Here is a 15,040-nt window from a genome sequence, read left to right on the forward strand (position 1 = left end):
TTTCATCTCTAAAACATATTCTCGAGATCTTCCAAATTCCTTAATAATTGCTCAAGCATTTATTTTGAAATATCCAGATCATGGAAAAGAATTTGGTCTTTCTGAAATAAATTCTATTATAGAAGATGGAATTAAACGCGGTCTTTTTAAACTACGCTGAGAGTTGCACACACGAAGCCGAGCTCCATATTCTGTGTTCCTTGATGGACTCCTTGAGGAAGTGCGGTTCCTAGTTGACCTGCAAGTCTGGAATATCATTTTAATGCTCTATTCCTGAGCAGAGTTCTCTGCTTGAGTCCAGCAAAGACTGATAAAAACATTATCAGTAATAGTTTTCATTCTTTTTAAAAAACAGCTTTATTTTCAGGCTCTAGAGTTCAGGCCAGATCTTTGATGGATTCTTTGAGGAAGTGCATTACTAAAAAAATAAAAAGGTTTTTAATTACTTATCTTCTTTCTTTTTGCTAAAGGAAGGAAGAACAATGAATAAAACTCAGAAAACTTTAGCAATTCTTCTTCTTATTGCTGCTGTGATCTTTGTTGCTGGATGTTCTAGTCAATCATCAACCCAAAAGACAACGGACAACACAGGCAGCCCTGCAGAGGAGCACACAGACCAGAGCAAGGAATGGATGCAGAAAACAAGCTCGGATGCAGAGAATGTATCCAGTGCTGCAAACGAACTTGCAACTGTTCTAAGTAATCCAGAAGATCTATCGCAAATAACAGCTCTTACAGCATACATTATCACGGAATCAAACAAATCAAGCTATGAGAGCGCATTTTATTATTATGATGATGACCTGGAACCAGCAGTACAGAAATATGCTGATATGATGGGCTCTTATGGAGCTTTTGCAAAGCGTATAGACATATCTCTCGAACATATTAACGCAGGAAACACAGCATTAGCAGAAGTCACAATAGAAGACGCGGCAGAATCTCTGATAAGAGGAAACGAATACTATGCAGAGTATAAAACAATGATAGAAGACTTTAAGAAAAAGCATCCTGAAATGGCTTAATATCTCTAAGGCCTACAGACAAGCTCATTATAATGGGATCAGAAAGGAAAGGTACTTTCACCTTACCCATTGGAAAGGAGCTTCCGACAGGCTTTTTTAAAAACGAAAAACTCTCCCTTTTATTTTTTTGTTTTTTGTAACCGTCAGGGGAAGACCCTCAGACGATCAAAGTTAACTTAAATTTTTTATAATATTTCAAAAGCCAGGATTACAAAAGATCAGAGGCCAACACAGAAGAGGTCAAGCCAGAAGTCCAGGCAAAAGAAGATAGGCCAGCTCGGGAGCCAGAAAAAGCGCATACAGGGAAAAAAGATCCGAGACTATTAGAATTAGTATATAGAGATATCGAGAACCTGCAAAAACAATATGCTATGGAAAAACAGCTATTAGCAGAGGAGTAGTTAAGAAAGAAACTTGCGCCAAAGTTGCAAGCAAGCGATTTATAAAAATAAGGAAAATCCTGTATAAAAAGGAAAGGCAAAAATTACTTTTTTCTCAGGTCTGCTTTCTTCCTTCTCAATAACAGCCCGAAAACAGCCATAACCACAATAACAGCAGCCCAAAATATAGCAGAGAATGGCTTTATAGGGGTTTTAAGCAAGTTAATTTTACTCTTCGTCATCTATGAGCCCCACGAAACCTGCACTTAATTGAATCAGCTATTTCCTTATTCATTTGCTTTTTTGCCTTTTCTTCGTCGATTTTTGAAATATCCATAACAGGTTCTTCAAACATCCTTAACTTCCTCCTTCTTCCATAAATTTCTTACTTTTGTGGGTTTTGAAAGCTTATAATCAGTTACAAGAGGCTTATACGCATCTTCACGCCTGCCCTGGTAGCCTTTGATGTATTTCTCTACCTTTCCCCGGAATTTATATCCGGTTCTGACAAATCCCCCGGTGTAGAAGTTTCTTTCTCCTTCGTTTTGCCCTAAAGCTTTTCTTTCTGGCATTTGTTAACCTCGTTGGGTATCCACACAGGCAACTCTAAGCCCCTATGAATTGTTTTCTATATATTTTTTCAGCTTTAACCATCTACCAGACTTCTCATTGCAGTAAGGACAGATGATATCGCAATAACGCTGTATTGTGGTGACGGATTTATACGGATGGCTACTCGTCACGGATAGCCAGTATAGAATATTAATATTGGCGAGGATTATTACTATAAAACTGTGGATTATCCCAATGGGAGGTATAAGGTCAGTGTGCGTGAGGTTTAACCCCATATCTTTTTTTTGAAGTGATAATATGACCAACAAGAAAAGACCAATCAAAAGAAAATCTAACCGCCTCCAACACTTCTGTTGGAAAGCGTTTTTCACTAAAAATGAGGTAAAAATGGATTCATATGAGCTAATAATGGGATTAATGGTAGTCTTGGCAGTTGTTGGTATAATAGTTTTGGCACTAATGGCAGTTTCGGCACTAATAGCCGATGCGAAACCTCCAATCAATATAGACGCTAACGATGTCGGAAATCACATAAACCAAAAAGTAAGTGTAACTCTCATAATTCAAGAACATATAGATGAAGGTACTAAGCTTAGTTTTATGATGCCTATATTCATTCCATATACAACATCTTCAGGAACAACAACTACAACATACACGAATGTTACTTATGTTCCGATTTTTGAAAATTATAAAGTATATTCCGCAAAAGAAGGTGTTTATCTAGCCTTGAATAACGATATTGATTTTTCAAGTGGTAAAGCTGTAACAGTAATTGGATATGTGAGAAAAGAAGAAAAGAGTAACAGATATGTTATAGAAGTGAGTGAAATTAAATGAGTCTTAGAGAAGATGGCAGCATGAGTGATGAATTACTAAATGAAATATTTCGAATTGCTAACAATGCAAAGTCGGATAAAGTGAAAAAACAAAAGCAAGAGACGGGTTAAAATCAAGCCTTAGAGGGAGTGAAACACTTGCTCAGATTTGGAAGAATGTAAAATAAAACAGTTAAAATCAGGCCTTAGAGGGATTGAAACCTGGACTGTAGAAGAGGAATAAAAACATGACTGAAGACATGGATAGAATAGCATTGGAAGGTCAGATAAAAAACATTCAAACGTTGATCGAGCTTGATGAAGAAGACATTAAAGGCTATACAGAGGATCTAGCTACCCAAAATATAACAGAAGGACCTCATTATGACGAAACAATGGAAATCATAAGAGAGAAAAAAATCCATTTGGGAGAATTATATAAAAAACTTGAAATTTTGAAAGATGAAACCCTCTCGTCTAAAGAACGGATACTACGTTCCTTAAGGGTATGTTAATTACCCTCAGATTACTAAAAATCAATGAAGCATTCTCAGGATGCACATAATAGAAATTGAACTGCCATGTCTCTCGAGTATGCTGATATTGTTTGAGCCCGTAAAACTACAGGAGTTGATACCGGATGATTTATGAAACCGGATTGAATGGCAGAAGGAACCAGGCTGTAAAAGAAATACTCGGGGAGATACTATCCAGTGAGCCTGAACGTGAATATTACTTCAACGTTGCTGATGGTACAATGACAATGAACATAAACAGAACCGGCTATCCGAAAAAAGTAAACATTAGCTGGTATACAATGGACCCATTGCATTACCCTGTGTTCAGTGAAAATGATGAATATCTCGGTGCAGTTCTCAGCCAGCATGGTTTCCTGAGCATGGAACGGCTGGCAGAAGCTGTGAGAAAGGCAAAAGCAAAGATGGCTAGATATCCGTGGTGATTGACATGCATCAGGAGGGGCATTAACGCTCAGTGAAAAAATTACTCGTCCTGAATATTCACAAATAAAATCCATAAAAAATTTGATCACACGATTTTTGGTTTTTGATCAAACTTTTTTTCGAAATACAGGTATCCTGTTTCTTCTTTCTGGAAAGTGAAGCCGTGTTTGAGATACATATCAATTGCTTTCGTGAGGGTTGAGTCGGTTTTAAGGACTACAGCCGAGCAGTTTTTTTCAGCAAAATCGAGAGCAGCCCTGAAGAGTTTTTTTCCATTGCCTTTGCTCCGGAAGGCTTTTTTAAGGTAGATACGGCGGATTTCGCACCAATTTTCATCGAGTTTTCGGACGCCTGCCGTACCTATAACTTTGTCATCGACGATTCCTACGAAAAACATGCCACCGCTTCCGAAGTAATAGCCGTTTATGTCGTTAAGGTCAGCATCTTTTAGCCTGTCGGGTTCAAAACCATGCTCCTGCAAAACTTCAAGAACAACCTCACGGACTTCTTCCTTTCTGGAGTCTTCATATCTCTGGATTATCATTTATTTCCTCCGCAAACAGGGCAGTCCCGTTATTTCTCACTTATCGGTTTTCAGGCTTTTTCTTAACGGCTCGGGGTTGAAGTAGTTACGGGATTGAGATATTTTCCCGGGTTATTGAGGAAATCCAGCGAAATAGTATAAAATATCTCCGTGCCCGTAATAAGTATCGTCTCATCAATATCGAATGTGCATGAGTGGTTGATTTCCACAATATTTTTTTCCGGATTGCGGGTACCCAGGGAAAGGAAAATTCCTGGAACTTTCTGCAGGTAACTTGCAAAATCTTCGGCAGCAAAGGTTTTTTCGATCTCAGGATAGATTGTGAGCTCCGGGAAATTCTCCTGAAGCTTTGAGTTTACCGCGTCTGCAAACACCGGGTCATTGACAAGGACAGGATAACCGTGCAGTATATCAAGCTTGTAGTCAGGGAAGCCTGAAAATTCTTCTCCAGGCTTTACATACCTTTTTACCACTTTTTCCAGGCATTCCTCTATTGTCCTGTCGATGATATCTGTAGTCTCCCGGTCAAAGGTCCGATAACTTCCAAGGATCTCTACAGCATCGGGAATTCGATTGAACTGGGCTCCCCCTCTAATTCTTCCCACTCCAATGATATACCTGTCCGGTTCAAGCTGCTTTTCCAGAGCAGAATAAAGGCTGTTTATGAAATCCACTGACATTCGAACCGGATCGATGCATTTTTGAGGTAGTGAGATATGGCCCCCTTTTCCTCTAAGGATCACTTCAAATCGATTGGTGCTTGCCATGAAAGGTCCTGGACGGAGACCCACGCTTCCTGATTCGTGATTGGTAAAGATGTGCATCCCCATAATCGCATCCACACCCTCAAGCCCTCCTTCTGCAATTACCCTTTCAGCGCCTCCCGGAGGGATCTCTTCAGCAGGCTGGAAGATAAGGCGGACTTCTCCTGGAAAATCCCGTTTTTCCTGAAATAGCTTCGCAGTTCCAAAAAGCATTGCCATATGCCCGTCATGCCCGCAGGCGTGCATTACTCCCTTATTTCTGGATATGTATTCGCTATTCTTTTCAGTTAATTCTTCCTGCACCTGCAACCCATCTATATCAGATCGAAGTGCAATACAGGGACCGGGTGAAGTTCCTTTGATGCTTGCAAGTACGCCTGTATCTGCAATTTTTCTGGCTTCTATTCCCATTTCCTCAAGTATTTTCAGGATTCTTTTCTGGGTCTCGTACTCCTCAAAACTGAGTTCAGGGTATCTATGAAACTCGCGCCTGAGCTGTATAATCCAGGTTTCAAGCGCTTCTGCACTGGGGTTCTCTCTCAAAAGCATTACCTCGGATGTTCTGCACCTGCAGTCTATTCCGTTTCTGGTCTGTACATTTATCTCTGGTTACATTTACTGTCCGTAATATTCACTGTTTGTGATCTTAATAATCTTTTAATTTGCAATGCACTATTTTAATATTCTTTATTTGTGTTTTATTTTATTCCTGAGTATATCCCCCTTAAATATTTGTAAGTTCAGGTATATTACTCCGACTTATTATCTACCTGACTTTCCGACTTATTATCTACCTGACTTTATCACACTATCTGGTTCAGTACTTTTCGCTAAAGCCTTTTTTTGAAAGGTTTTGTTAAAAACCTGATAGTTATATATGAATTGTACAATACATTTCCTTGCGTTTATTATAAATTCTTATAAAGCCCGACTGTTGAAATTCCATAAAATCCGGGTACTTTCTGGTACTCTTGTAAGCTACAGGGATGATATAAAATGCTCAAAACACGTCTGAGGGATTTCCTTGTTACGAAAGATAACTGGCTCTTTGCAGTTTCTGATTATTTCCGCTCCGATGGAATCCGGGCTACACTCCGTTACGTGCCCGATAAAAACGGGGAGAGGGAGTTAAACGGATTACGATACAAAAAATATGACTTTGGTCCGGCTTTCGAATTCATGAAGGAGCACAAGCCTGAGTGGGTGCAGGATGTTCATGTAGTCCCAGTATCCGAGGTAAAACAGGTGCTTCGTCCTTCCGATGTGATTCCCAAACTTGTTAATTCTGACCGCCGCGTAAGGTCAATTGTAAAGACACTCGATCAGGCAGGTATTCCAAGGACAAGCATGGGAGTTACAGGCTCAATGCTTGCAGGTCTCCAGAATGAAAGCTCGGACATTGACTTTGTTGTATACGGTCCTATGTGGTTCAGAGCAAGAGATGCAATAAGCGCTGCAAAACAACAGGAAGGACCCATTGAAGAAATCGATGAGGAGATGTGGCAGAGAATCTACAGGAAGAGAATCCCAGACATCTCATTTGACGAATTCATGCTTCATGAGTCCAGAAAAGGCAATCGGGGCATGGTTGAGGGCACTTATTTTGACCTTCTCTTTGTGAGGGAATGGGACCAGATAAAAGAACCTCTCCTGCGCGGAAAGGATACCGTAAATATGAAAATTGAAGCCAGGGTCACGAATGCCGATTTCGCTTTTGACAGCCCCGCCTACTACAAAGTCGAACACGATGAAATCGACCATGTGCTCTCATATACCCATACCTATGCAGGTCAAGCCCTTCCCGGGGAGCTTATAGAAGTCCGCGGTATTGTCGAAGAAGTAGGAGACATCAAGCGGCTTGTTGTGGGCACCTCCAGGGAGCCAAAAGGGGAATGGATAAGATCTCTCACCTGGCTTGAGAAGTGCGGGTATCTCTGAAGAGCAGAACATCAATTAAAGGGATTTAAACTTTTATAAAGGGATTTGAACTTTTATCTCGTGTATTCCGGGTAAGAAAACGATCCAGATGACAAATGAATCCAAAAAAGTGTCTTCCTAAAAGAGACCTTTGATAACTTAATTTTTGCCCTGTTTGTCTCTCCTTTCTTGGATTACATCCTTTTCTTCAATATCCCATACAAAATCAGTAATTCAGCCACTACAAAGGTTGCCCCAGGCCCGGGAGAGCTTTTCTTTTCTTTTTTTTCTATATCTGAAGCAGTGACTCCCTGTTTTTCCTTATCAGAGTTTGTCTTATCATCAGAGATGTCTTCTTTGCTCAGGGTCCGATTTTCTCCTGTTCTGGCTGGTGAAATCTCAACCGATTGGGTCTTCTCTTCAATCCCTGAGATTGCAAAAGGAGAAAAGCCTGGGGTTTCTGCGGTAAAATAGAAGTAATTTTCATCTTCTCCATTGATGGATGTGGGCGGTGGATTCCATGAGTCCTTATCGTACCGGTACAGATTCACAGTATTTTCTCTAACTCGGTGATCGGCAATCCAGGCTTTACTCACTCTGAAATTTATTCTGGCGTTTTCAAAATTCTCAGGGCTTGAAAAACCGCTGTTTCCGATCCAGATGTTTATGTTTCTGTAAACCGTTCCCGGTGCAGGTTCCTTAACGATTGAAGATGTGTTTTTCAGTATCTCTACAATGGCAGTTATCTTTCCGAAGTTCTTTTTTGGGTCGAATTCTACAGTAGCTATATCATTTATCTCGTTTTTAAAAGTAAAGCATGTGTGAGTACCTTTGAAAACCTGTTCACTCGAAACTTCCTTTAATTCAATATTCCTGGTTGATTCCGGAGAGCCTGCACCTCCTCCGCCTCCACTTCCCCCTCTACTTCCTCCGCTTCCGCTGTTTTCTTCTTCTCTACCTTCGTCTCCGCTACTTCCTCCTTCACTTCCTTCGCCTCCACTACTTACAGAGAAATCAACCTCCGAAGGAGGATAAGTAATTGTTACTTCTGAAAAACCTTCTACAGGGACATCAGGAACGGAGTAAGCGGAGACTTTGCCCGAAATTGAAAAGTTACCAAGCTGGGAATTTAAAGGCACGGTCACATTATACATAACTGTCTTTTCTTCTCCGGCAGAGAGCTTCTCAATCCAGATCCATTCCAGAGTGGATGCTTTAAAAAAATTGGTTTCCGGAAATATAGTCCCACTATTCTCCGAATAGTTCTCTGAATAGTTTACATGCCACCCGTCAGGAAGATTCTCATCAAGTACCAGGGCTTCAACCTCGTGGTCTGCCTTTATATGTACAGTTACTACAAAACTCTCGCCTGGATAAACTGTTTCGGAAGAGATTTCTCTGCTTGCTTCTATCTCTGCGGCTGAGGCGGGGAGAACCACCCAGACAAGCAGAATAATCAAAGTAAAACCTGATACAAAGCCAGGCAATTTAATCCTGCTTTTAGTCCTGAGAACTCTGATAATATTCATAGGAATGAATCCACAATTATTTTTAATGTCCTTTATGTTCTAAAACATATTAAAATTATTAATTACGTATTGGAGTATATTATTATAACTGTTCCTATTTTTTATACCGATTTTCGAATAAAAATCTCAAGTCACAGTATTTCCAAAAAGCAGGAACAGGATGAGGAATCTGATAGAATGTTACACAGGAAGCTCTATAGAAAATCGAGGAGAATATCTGGTGGATAACTTCAATTATATTTGCAGTCAAAGCCAAATATAAATAAGACAGTTACTATTATACTCTTATGAAAAGACAAAAAAGTTATCTCTGGTTTATTCTGGCATTAAGCTTTTTTTTAACCGCAATTGCAGCTTTCATATATCCCGGTTTTGCCTTGCATCCTGATTTTACGGAAGACAGGGATCAGGCATATAGATCTGAAACTGCAGTTAATGGGATTAAATCCAGTTCAAGCATTGTTACTGAGGTCGAATATCCAAATCCTCTGGTTATTTTTAAAGCAGATGCCGCGACAATAGGTTCAGGCACTGAGGTTACTGTTTACAACAATAACCTTGCCCTTGTAAAGGAAAGAAGAGAGCTTGAGCTCAATTCCGGGGTCAACACGGTCAAATATACCGATGTTGCTGCTCTTATTGATCCTACATCAGTAATGTTTGAGGACACAAGGAATAAGGACACTGCCGTGCTGGAACAGAACTACGAATACGATCTTGTAAGCGGGCAGAAGCTTCTACAGAAATTTCTGGACAAGGAAATCACCGTAACCGAAAAAGAAGGGGACACATATGCAGGCACACTATTGAGTTACGACGGTGGGGTAGTACTCAGGTTGAGTGACGGTAAAGTTGTAACGATTTCCGAAGTCTCGAAAGTTGAATTCCCAGATTCGGCGAACCTGCTTACAAAACCCACCTTAGTCTGGCAGGTCTATTCGCCTTCGGCAGGTAAGCGAGATGTCCTTACTTCCTATCTTACGGGCGGTATGAGCTGGAAAGCTGATTATATCGTAAAAACAAATGCAGACGATACGAAAGCCGACATCCAGGGTTGGGTCAGCATAGATAATTCTGCAGGCACAACCTATGAGAATGCCAGGCTGAAACTTGTTGCAGGGGAAGTTCACCGCGTAGTCACGCCCACATATCCCCTATATGAGGATGAAGCTGCGGTAGAAGTCGCAGAAGAATCTTTAGGGGCAAAGGATAGTTTTGTTGAGGAGTCCCTTTTTGAATACCATCTCTATACTCTTGAAAGGCCAGCCACCCTCAAAAACAACCAGGTAAAACAGCTTTCCCTGCTCTCTGCTGATGCCGTGCCTGTAAAAAAGGAACTCGTGTTTGATGTCACAAAAAGCAACGATGTCCGGGCAGTCCTTACTCTGAACAATTCAAAAGAAAGAGGTCTTGGAATGCCTCTCCCTGCCGGAACTATAAGGGTTTATAAAGCTGATTCTCAGGGACAGCTCCAGTTCCTCGGGGAAGACCGGATAGAGCATACCCCAAAAGATGAAGAGGTAGAGGTTTTTGTCGGAAACGCTTTTGATGTAACAGGCAAAAGAACCCGGACCAACTACGACAGACTGACCAAATACGCTTGGAAAGAGAGTTATGAGACCGAAATCAAAAACCATAAATCTCAGCCCCAGAAAGTGAAGGTTCTGGAGCATTTCTACGGCGAATGGAAAATCACAAACACCTCTGACCCATACGTGAAAAAAGATGCCTATACCGCCGAATGGGAAGTAACCGTCCCCGCGGACAGCTCAAAGAAAATCACCTACACCGTAGAACTCAGCTATTAAAACAAAAATAACATCAAACTGCCAAATAGAGACTCTACGCCCAGGTGACCACATAAAACCAACAAGGATACGAAAAAATAGAAAAACAGCAAAACAGAAAAACAGTAATAAATATTTTTTATTTAGCCCACTTGACCAAAGCCGTTGCGCCGTTTGACCACGCCGTTGCTCGGAGTTTTCGCTCAAGCCTTTTTTCAAAAGGCTTGTGATCAAACTTTTTCAGAAAAAGTTTGCGTTCAAGTTTTTTCAAAAAAGGCTTGTGATCGTATCTTTCTTAAAAGTCTGCGGGACTGAGCAAAAACACGTAAAATTTCTATCCCTAAATAAGCCCTCTTGAGCGAACGAAGTGAGCGAAAAGGGCACCGTCCTCCCGAGACAGGACTCGGGCGCAAAAACTTATTATTATCATGCCGGCAATTAACCCTTGAGATGATTATAGGTGTAATGGGTCCCGAGGGCTCGTACTCGGAAAAAGCTGCAAAATTATGGATTCAGAAAAAAATGCTCGATGACGCCGAAATCCGTTATTTTGCAGATATAGAGGATGCGTTTCAGGCAGTTGTAGAGGGAAAATCCGATTTCTCAGTAATTCCGATAGAAAACTCTATTGAAGGCTCGGTAGGGGTTACTCTCGATCTGCTTCTTGAGAGCGGGGCTGAGATAATCGGAGAAATTGTTGTCAAAATCGAACACTGCCTGCTCTCGAAAGGCGAGCCTGAGAAAATCAGGGTTATACTTTCGCACCCACAGGGGCTTGCCCAGTGCAGACACTTCCTGAAAACTAACTTCCCTGAGGCAGAACTCAGGAGTACAGGCAGCACTTCCCACGCAGCAAGGCTTGCATGCGAGTTTGAAGAGATGGCAGCGATAGCCTCCCCTGAGGCTGCCGAATGCTATGGGTTAAAAGTGCTTCTCTCAAACATTCAGGACCGGAAGGAGAATTACACCCGTTTCATTGTTTTGCGAGCCTCAGAGAAAAATCGGGTTCAGCAAGTTTCCTTTACTGCAGAAAATGAGTCAGATGAAGTAAAATCATATTCCAGCCCTGAACAAGAATCGGAGCGCGAGTTTTATCCTGAAAGTAAAACCGAGCCTGAGCACTCCAGCCTTTCGGCTTCCAAAACCTCCATTATAGTATATCTTGAGAAAGACAGACCTGGTGCATTATACGAAATTCTCGGAGCATTTGCAAAAAACAGTATCAACCTCACAAGGATCGAATCCAGACCCTCGAAAAAGGAACTCGGAGACTATTATTTCTACATTGATTTTGAAGGGAGAGCCAGCGATCCAGTTGTAAAAGAGGCGTTAAAAGAAATAGAGAACAAAATTCATACCCTGAAAATACTGGGTTCATATCCTGCTTTTAAAAAGCTGTAATTACTCAGATTTAGAATTCCACACTATTTATGTTATTATTTACAGAAAGCGGTAATAAGATGTCTGCATGTTAGAAAGCATAAATCTAAAGACAGAGTTTTCTAAATATCGGTTTAGTGCACGGATTTGAAAAATGCATGTTCCAGAACGTGTACTTTTATATACTATCTTTCTATACTATCTTTCTAGAAGATCTTCTTATAGTATATTTGCATGTTTCATGCACAGGTCTTACTCATGATTATTCATTATCACAGCCGTTTTCCAGGCTGCAAAAAGGAGCGAGGTTGCTCTGAGTATTGAAGAAATAGTAAAAAGACACGAATCAGCCCTAAAAAAATATAGATTACTCTATGCTTTTGCAGACCTGTTTGCAAGCTTTCTTGTAATTTATGTCCTTTTCGTGCTTTTCAATATGCAAGATTTATTTCTAATGTTTAGCACTTTCGAACCTTATACCGGTGCAAGATACAATATTCTGGGCTTCAATGCTCTTTTTGAAACGCTGGGGCTTATTTCCCTGGCTTTTATCCTCTCTCTTATCCTAACAGCCGTCAGGCACTATAGGGCTGAAAAGAAAGATGCGATTGCCCTCATAGAGGAAACACACCCTGTACTCAGGGAAAGATTGAGGACTGCATACGATAACCGCAATATTGACAATATTATTGTCCGGGACCTTATAGGCGGGGTAATAATCGATTCGAAATCCGTGAAGTCCTCTTCCTTTCTTAATCGGAAAAAGCTTGCAAGAGACCTGGTTGTAATAGTATTTGCATTTACCGTTCTTGCATACGTTGCAGGAACTGGATACCAGACAACGCTCAGCCCCACTGACCTTAATGGAGTGATTGAAAATATTCCCTTTGTCTCGAATTCGAATAGCGAGCTTTACCCTGTAGAGGAGAACGGTGGGACCTCGAATAATGAGAGCCAGGAAGACATTTTCGGAGAGCCTGCCGTTATCGTTGTGGAAGGCAAGGAAGTTGACCTGAAAATCCCTCCAGGTGCGGGGCAGGGTTTTACAAGCCAGGAAACAGGAGAACAGATTAACGGATCATTTATCCAGTCAGGCACGGTAAACCCTGAAGCGGTTGCCTCCCAGTCTTATTATGAGAATTTGCCGGAAGGATATCGAAATGTTATCCAGAGTTACTTTGAAGAACTTGCAGAAGAATAATTTGGAAAAATCTATCTAAAATCGGATTTACCTGCACTCAGTTTTCTCGAAGATTGTCTGAAAGCAGTTTTTGAATAACAAGCAGTATGTATTTTGGAGGCACATTGTTGCAAAAGCAGGTAAAGTTCGGAAAAGCTGGCTTTAAGCCTCTAAAAACAGAAACCTAAAGGGTGAAGCAGATATGAGTGAGAATATTACCGTCTCCGGGCAGGCTGCCACGACCTATCAGAACGCAGGCAGGATTTTCAAAAGTTTTTTTGAAGAGATCGGAAATGTTATTGTGGGCCAGAACAGAGTGGTGGAGCAGATAGTAATTGCTATACTCTGTGAAGGGCACGCCCTTGTTGAGAGCAATCCAGGACTTGGAAAAACACTTATGATTTCCACAGTTTCAAAGGCAATGAACCTGAAATTCAGCAGGATTCAGTGTACTCCTGACCTCATGCCTTCTGACATTACAGGGACAAACGTCATTGAAGAGACGGACCACAAAAAGGAATTCAGGTTCCAGCCAGGCCCAATTTTCTCAAACGTAGTACTTGCTGATGAGATTAACAGGGCATCCCCCAAGACCCAGTCAGCTCTGCTGGAAGCGATGCAGGAAAAACAGGTAACAGTCGGAAATGATACCTTCCTGCTGGACAGCCCCTTCTTCATCCTTGCCACCCAGAATCCCATAGAAATGGAAGGCACGTATCCTCTGCCTGAAGCTCAACTCGACCGTTTTCTTTTAAAGATTCTCGTAGATTATCCCTCCTATGAGGAAGAAATGGAAATAATAAACCGGTATACGAAATCCGAAGTTCCGAAAATTTCCAGAGCCCTGGATAAAACCACACTTCTGGATTTGCAGAAACTCACACGGCAGGTTCCGATCTCCGAGGAACTCAAACAGCGCGTCCTTAATATTGTTGGTATGACAAGAAAAGACAAAGAACGTATCGAGTATGGAGCTTCTCCGAGAGCGTCAATAGGTCTCATTCTTGCTGCAAAAGCCAGAGCCCTTATAGAGGGCAGGAACTTCGTAAGCAAAGAGGATATCGATTACATGGCATACCCTGTCCTCCGCCATAGGCTTATCCTGACCTTCGAAGCCGAAAGAAGCGGAATAACCCCTGACCAGGTTATTGAGGATATTATTAAGAAAGTAAAGTAAAACCTGAACTTTGACTGATCTCTGGTCAGGAAAAGGAACTGCAAATAAGTTAAATAAGTTAATAACCCAGAAGGTTTTACCCGAGTCCAGGGCAAACCGAGCTTTTATTGACGATCCAGAATGACTCGCACAAAACAAAATATTGAAACGGACTTCTTCAGGCAGCTTGACCGCTTTACATTTTCTGTCCGGAAGAGGGTATCGACTGTTTACGCCGGAAACCGCCCATCTACCCGGAGCGGGCATGGCATTGATACCATCGGGTTCAGGGAATATGACCTTAATGACAGCCTGAAAGATATTGACTGGAAAGCCTATGCGAGGACTGAAAAACTTTATGTGCGTCAGTTTGAGGAAGAGAAAACCCTTACGACCCATATCCTTCTGGATGCCAGTAAAAGTATGGATTACCCTGAAAAAGGAACTTCAAAGTTCGAGTACGCTGCCATGCTTGCTGCAGGCTATGCCTACATGGTAACAAAATATAATGATAGGTTTGCGATCTCGACATTTACACAGGAAGTCGACATAAATAAGCCAAGACGTGGGCGAAAAAATCTTCTCCAGGCAATAGACAGGCTTGGAGAGCTCGAACTGTCAGGAGGAACCTCTATAGGGGAAGCTGTTATAAAGTACAGCCAGGAGATCAAATCCAGGTCCCTTGTAATCCTTATCTCGGACTTTCTTCAGGAACCCGAGGCAATAGAAACTGCAGTTTCCAGGCTATCGAGCCATGACCTGATTCTTATCCAGGTGCTCGACCCCACGGAAAAAGTGCTCCCTCTTCAGGGTAACAGCAAGCTTATAGACCTTGAAACCGGAGAAGAGATCCGAACGTACGTCAGTGAGAGATTCAAAGAGAAATATCTTGAAAAGCTTGAAGACCATGGCGCAAGAATTAAAAAAGCCTGTATGAGAGCAGGGGCTGAGTTTTACAGTTTTACAACCGATACCCCTATCTTTGATGCTTTCTACCATACCATCAGGAGAAGGAGACGTTAAAA

The 15,040-nt window shown here is 41.5% G+C and carries 15 protein-coding genes; 10 read left to right on the forward strand and 5 right to left on the reverse strand.

Features of this window, described 5'->3' with window-relative positions; all coding sequences use genetic code 11:
- Positions 1–482 precede the first annotated feature (482 nt).
- Positions 483–1,025 (forward strand): hypothetical protein, encoded by a 543-nt coding sequence (locus tag MSTHT_RS13220; RefSeq protein WP_048168182.1) that lies wholly within the window; start codon positions 483–485, stop codon positions 1,023–1,025.
- A 727-nt stretch (positions 1,026–1,752) separates the two neighbouring features.
- Here MSTHT_RS13220 and MSTHT_RS13225 read toward each other — a convergent pair.
- Complete coding sequence (locus MSTHT_RS13225; protein ID WP_048168183.1) at positions 1,753–1,977, reverse strand: hypothetical protein; 225 nt, start codon at positions 1,975–1,977, stop codon at positions 1,753–1,755.
- Between the two features lie 388 nt (positions 1,978–2,365).
- On the opposite strand from MSTHT_RS13225, the gene MSTHT_RS13230 reads away from it, so the two are divergent.
- From MSTHT_RS13230 to MSTHT_RS15255, 3 genes are all read left to right on the forward strand, one after another.
- Positions 2,366–2,818: a hypothetical protein gene (locus MSTHT_RS13230; RefSeq protein WP_156149763.1), complete on the forward strand. Its 453-nt coding sequence runs from the start codon at positions 2,366–2,368 to the stop codon at positions 2,816–2,818.
- Between the two features lie 226 nt (positions 2,819–3,044).
- Positions 3,045–3,311 (forward strand): hypothetical protein, encoded by a 267-nt coding sequence (locus tag MSTHT_RS13235; RefSeq protein WP_048168185.1) that lies wholly within the window; start codon positions 3,045–3,047, stop codon positions 3,309–3,311.
- 125 nt (positions 3,312–3,436) lie between these two features.
- Positions 3,437–3,757: a hypothetical protein gene (locus MSTHT_RS15255; protein WP_231588109.1), complete on the forward strand. Its 321-nt coding sequence runs from the start codon at positions 3,437–3,439 to the stop codon at positions 3,755–3,757.
- An 86-nt stretch (positions 3,758–3,843) separates the two neighbouring features.
- Here MSTHT_RS15255 and MSTHT_RS13245 read toward each other — a convergent pair whose 3' ends face one another.
- On the reverse strand, positions 3,844–4,302 hold the full coding sequence (locus MSTHT_RS13245; protein ID WP_048168186.1) for a GNAT family N-acetyltransferase: 459 nt from the start codon (positions 4,300–4,302) through the stop codon (positions 3,844–3,846).
- A 62-nt stretch (positions 4,303–4,364) separates the two neighbouring features.
- The gene (locus tag MSTHT_RS13250; protein ID WP_048168187.1) at positions 4,365–5,615 is read right to left on the reverse strand and encodes a M20 metallopeptidase family protein; all 1,251 of its coding nucleotides are present in this window, start codon (positions 5,613–5,615) and stop codon (positions 4,365–4,367) included.
- 447 nt (positions 5,616–6,062) lie between these two features.
- On the opposite strand from MSTHT_RS13250, the gene MSTHT_RS13255 reads away from it, so the two are divergent.
- The gene (locus tag MSTHT_RS13255) at positions 6,063–7,004 is read left to right on the forward strand and encodes a nucleotidyltransferase domain-containing protein (protein WP_048168188.1); all 942 of its coding nucleotides are present in this window, start codon (positions 6,063–6,065) and stop codon (positions 7,002–7,004) included.
- 173 nt (positions 7,005–7,177) lie between these two features.
- On the opposite strand, the gene MSTHT_RS13260 is transcribed toward MSTHT_RS13255, so the two are convergent.
- The gene (locus tag MSTHT_RS13260) at positions 7,178–8,512 is read right to left on the reverse strand and encodes a PGF-pre-PGF domain-containing protein (RefSeq protein ID WP_048168189.1); all 1,335 of its coding nucleotides are present in this window, start codon (positions 8,510–8,512) and stop codon (positions 7,178–7,180) included.
- Between the two features lie 287 nt (positions 8,513–8,799).
- Here MSTHT_RS13260 and MSTHT_RS13265 point away from each other — a divergent pair, with 287 nt between their 5' ends.
- Positions 8,800–10,320, forward strand: coding sequence for a DUF4139 domain-containing protein (locus MSTHT_RS13265; protein WP_048168190.1), 1,521 nt, complete (start codon positions 8,800–8,802; stop codon positions 10,318–10,320).
- 118 nt (positions 10,321–10,438) lie between these two features.
- On the opposite strand, the gene MSTHT_RS15395 is transcribed toward MSTHT_RS13265, so the two are convergent.
- Positions 10,439–10,570 (reverse strand): hypothetical protein, encoded by a 132-nt coding sequence (locus MSTHT_RS15395; RefSeq protein WP_269429859.1) that lies wholly within the window; start codon positions 10,568–10,570, stop codon positions 10,439–10,441.
- Positions 10,571–10,749: 179 nt separating this feature from the next.
- On the opposite strand from MSTHT_RS15395, the gene pheA reads away from it, so the two are divergent.
- The 4 genes from pheA (at position 10,750) to MSTHT_RS13285 (ending at position 15,038) form a co-directional block, all read left to right on the forward strand.
- Positions 10,750–11,700 carry a prephenate dehydratase gene (pheA, locus tag MSTHT_RS13270; protein ID WP_048168191.1) on the forward strand — a complete coding sequence of 317 codons (951 nt, stop codon included), beginning with the start codon at positions 10,750–10,752 and terminating at the stop codon, positions 11,698–11,700.
- 307 nt (positions 11,701–12,007) lie between these two features.
- A complete protein-coding gene (locus MSTHT_RS13275; RefSeq protein ID WP_449288748.1) occupies positions 12,008–12,880 on the forward strand; it encodes a DUF7502 family protein in 873 nt (290 codons plus the stop codon).
- A 181-nt stretch (positions 12,881–13,061) separates the two neighbouring features.
- Complete coding sequence (locus MSTHT_RS13280) at positions 13,062–14,036, forward strand: AAA family ATPase (RefSeq protein ID WP_048168193.1); 975 nt, start codon at positions 13,062–13,064, stop codon at positions 14,034–14,036.
- A 120-nt stretch (positions 14,037–14,156) separates the two neighbouring features.
- Positions 14,157–15,038 (forward strand): DUF58 domain-containing protein, encoded by an 882-nt coding sequence (locus MSTHT_RS13285; RefSeq protein WP_048168194.1) that lies wholly within the window; start codon positions 14,157–14,159, stop codon positions 15,036–15,038.
- The last annotated feature ends 2 nt before the right edge of the window (positions 15,039–15,040 follow it).

This window comes from Methanosarcina thermophila TM-1, assembly GCF_000969885.1.
Lineage (GTDB): Archaea > Halobacteriota > Methanosarcinia > Methanosarcinales > Methanosarcinaceae > Methanosarcina > Methanosarcina thermophila.

Excerpts from the sequence above, each read along its gene's own strand:
- MSTHT_RS13260 (WP_048168189.1), bottom strand. The coding sequence starts at position 8,512 with ATGAATATTATCAGAGTTCTCAGGACTAAAAGCAGGATTAAATTGCCT.
- MSTHT_RS13255 (WP_048168188.1), top strand. The coding sequence starts at position 6,063 with ATGCTCAAAACACGTCTGAGGGATTTCCTTGTTACGAAAGATAACTGG.
- MSTHT_RS13235 (WP_048168185.1), top strand. The coding sequence starts at position 3,045 with ATGACTGAAGACATGGATAGAATAGCATTGGAAGGTCAGATAAAAAAC.
- pheA (WP_048168191.1), top strand. The coding sequence starts at position 10,750 with ATGATTATAGGTGTAATGGGTCCCGAGGGCTCGTACTCGGAAAAAGCT.
- MSTHT_RS15255 (WP_231588109.1), top strand. The coding sequence starts at position 3,437 with ATGATTTATGAAACCGGATTGAATGGCAGAAGGAACCAGGCTGTAAAA.
- MSTHT_RS13250 (WP_048168187.1), bottom strand. The coding sequence starts at position 5,615 with ATGCTTTTGAGAGAGAACCCCAGTGCAGAAGCGCTTGAAACCTGGATT.
- MSTHT_RS13280 (WP_048168193.1), top strand. The coding sequence starts at position 13,062 with ATGAGTGAGAATATTACCGTCTCCGGGCAGGCTGCCACGACCTATCAG.
- MSTHT_RS13285 (WP_048168194.1), top strand. The coding sequence starts at position 14,157 with ATGACTCGCACAAAACAAAATATTGAAACGGACTTCTTCAGGCAGCTT.
- MSTHT_RS13245 (WP_048168186.1), bottom strand. The coding sequence starts at position 4,302 with ATGATAATCCAGAGATATGAAGACTCCAGAAAGGAAGAAGTCCGTGAG.
- MSTHT_RS13220 (WP_048168182.1), top strand. The coding sequence starts at position 483 with ATGAATAAAACTCAGAAAACTTTAGCAATTCTTCTTCTTATTGCTGCT.
- MSTHT_RS13225 (WP_048168183.1), bottom strand. The coding sequence starts at position 1,977 with ATGCCAGAAAGAAAAGCTTTAGGGCAAAACGAAGGAGAAAGAAACTTC.
- MSTHT_RS13230 (WP_156149763.1), top strand. The coding sequence starts at position 2,366 with ATGGATTCATATGAGCTAATAATGGGATTAATGGTAGTCTTGGCAGTT.
- MSTHT_RS13265 (WP_048168190.1), top strand. The coding sequence starts at position 8,800 with ATGAAAAGACAAAAAAGTTATCTCTGGTTTATTCTGGCATTAAGCTTT.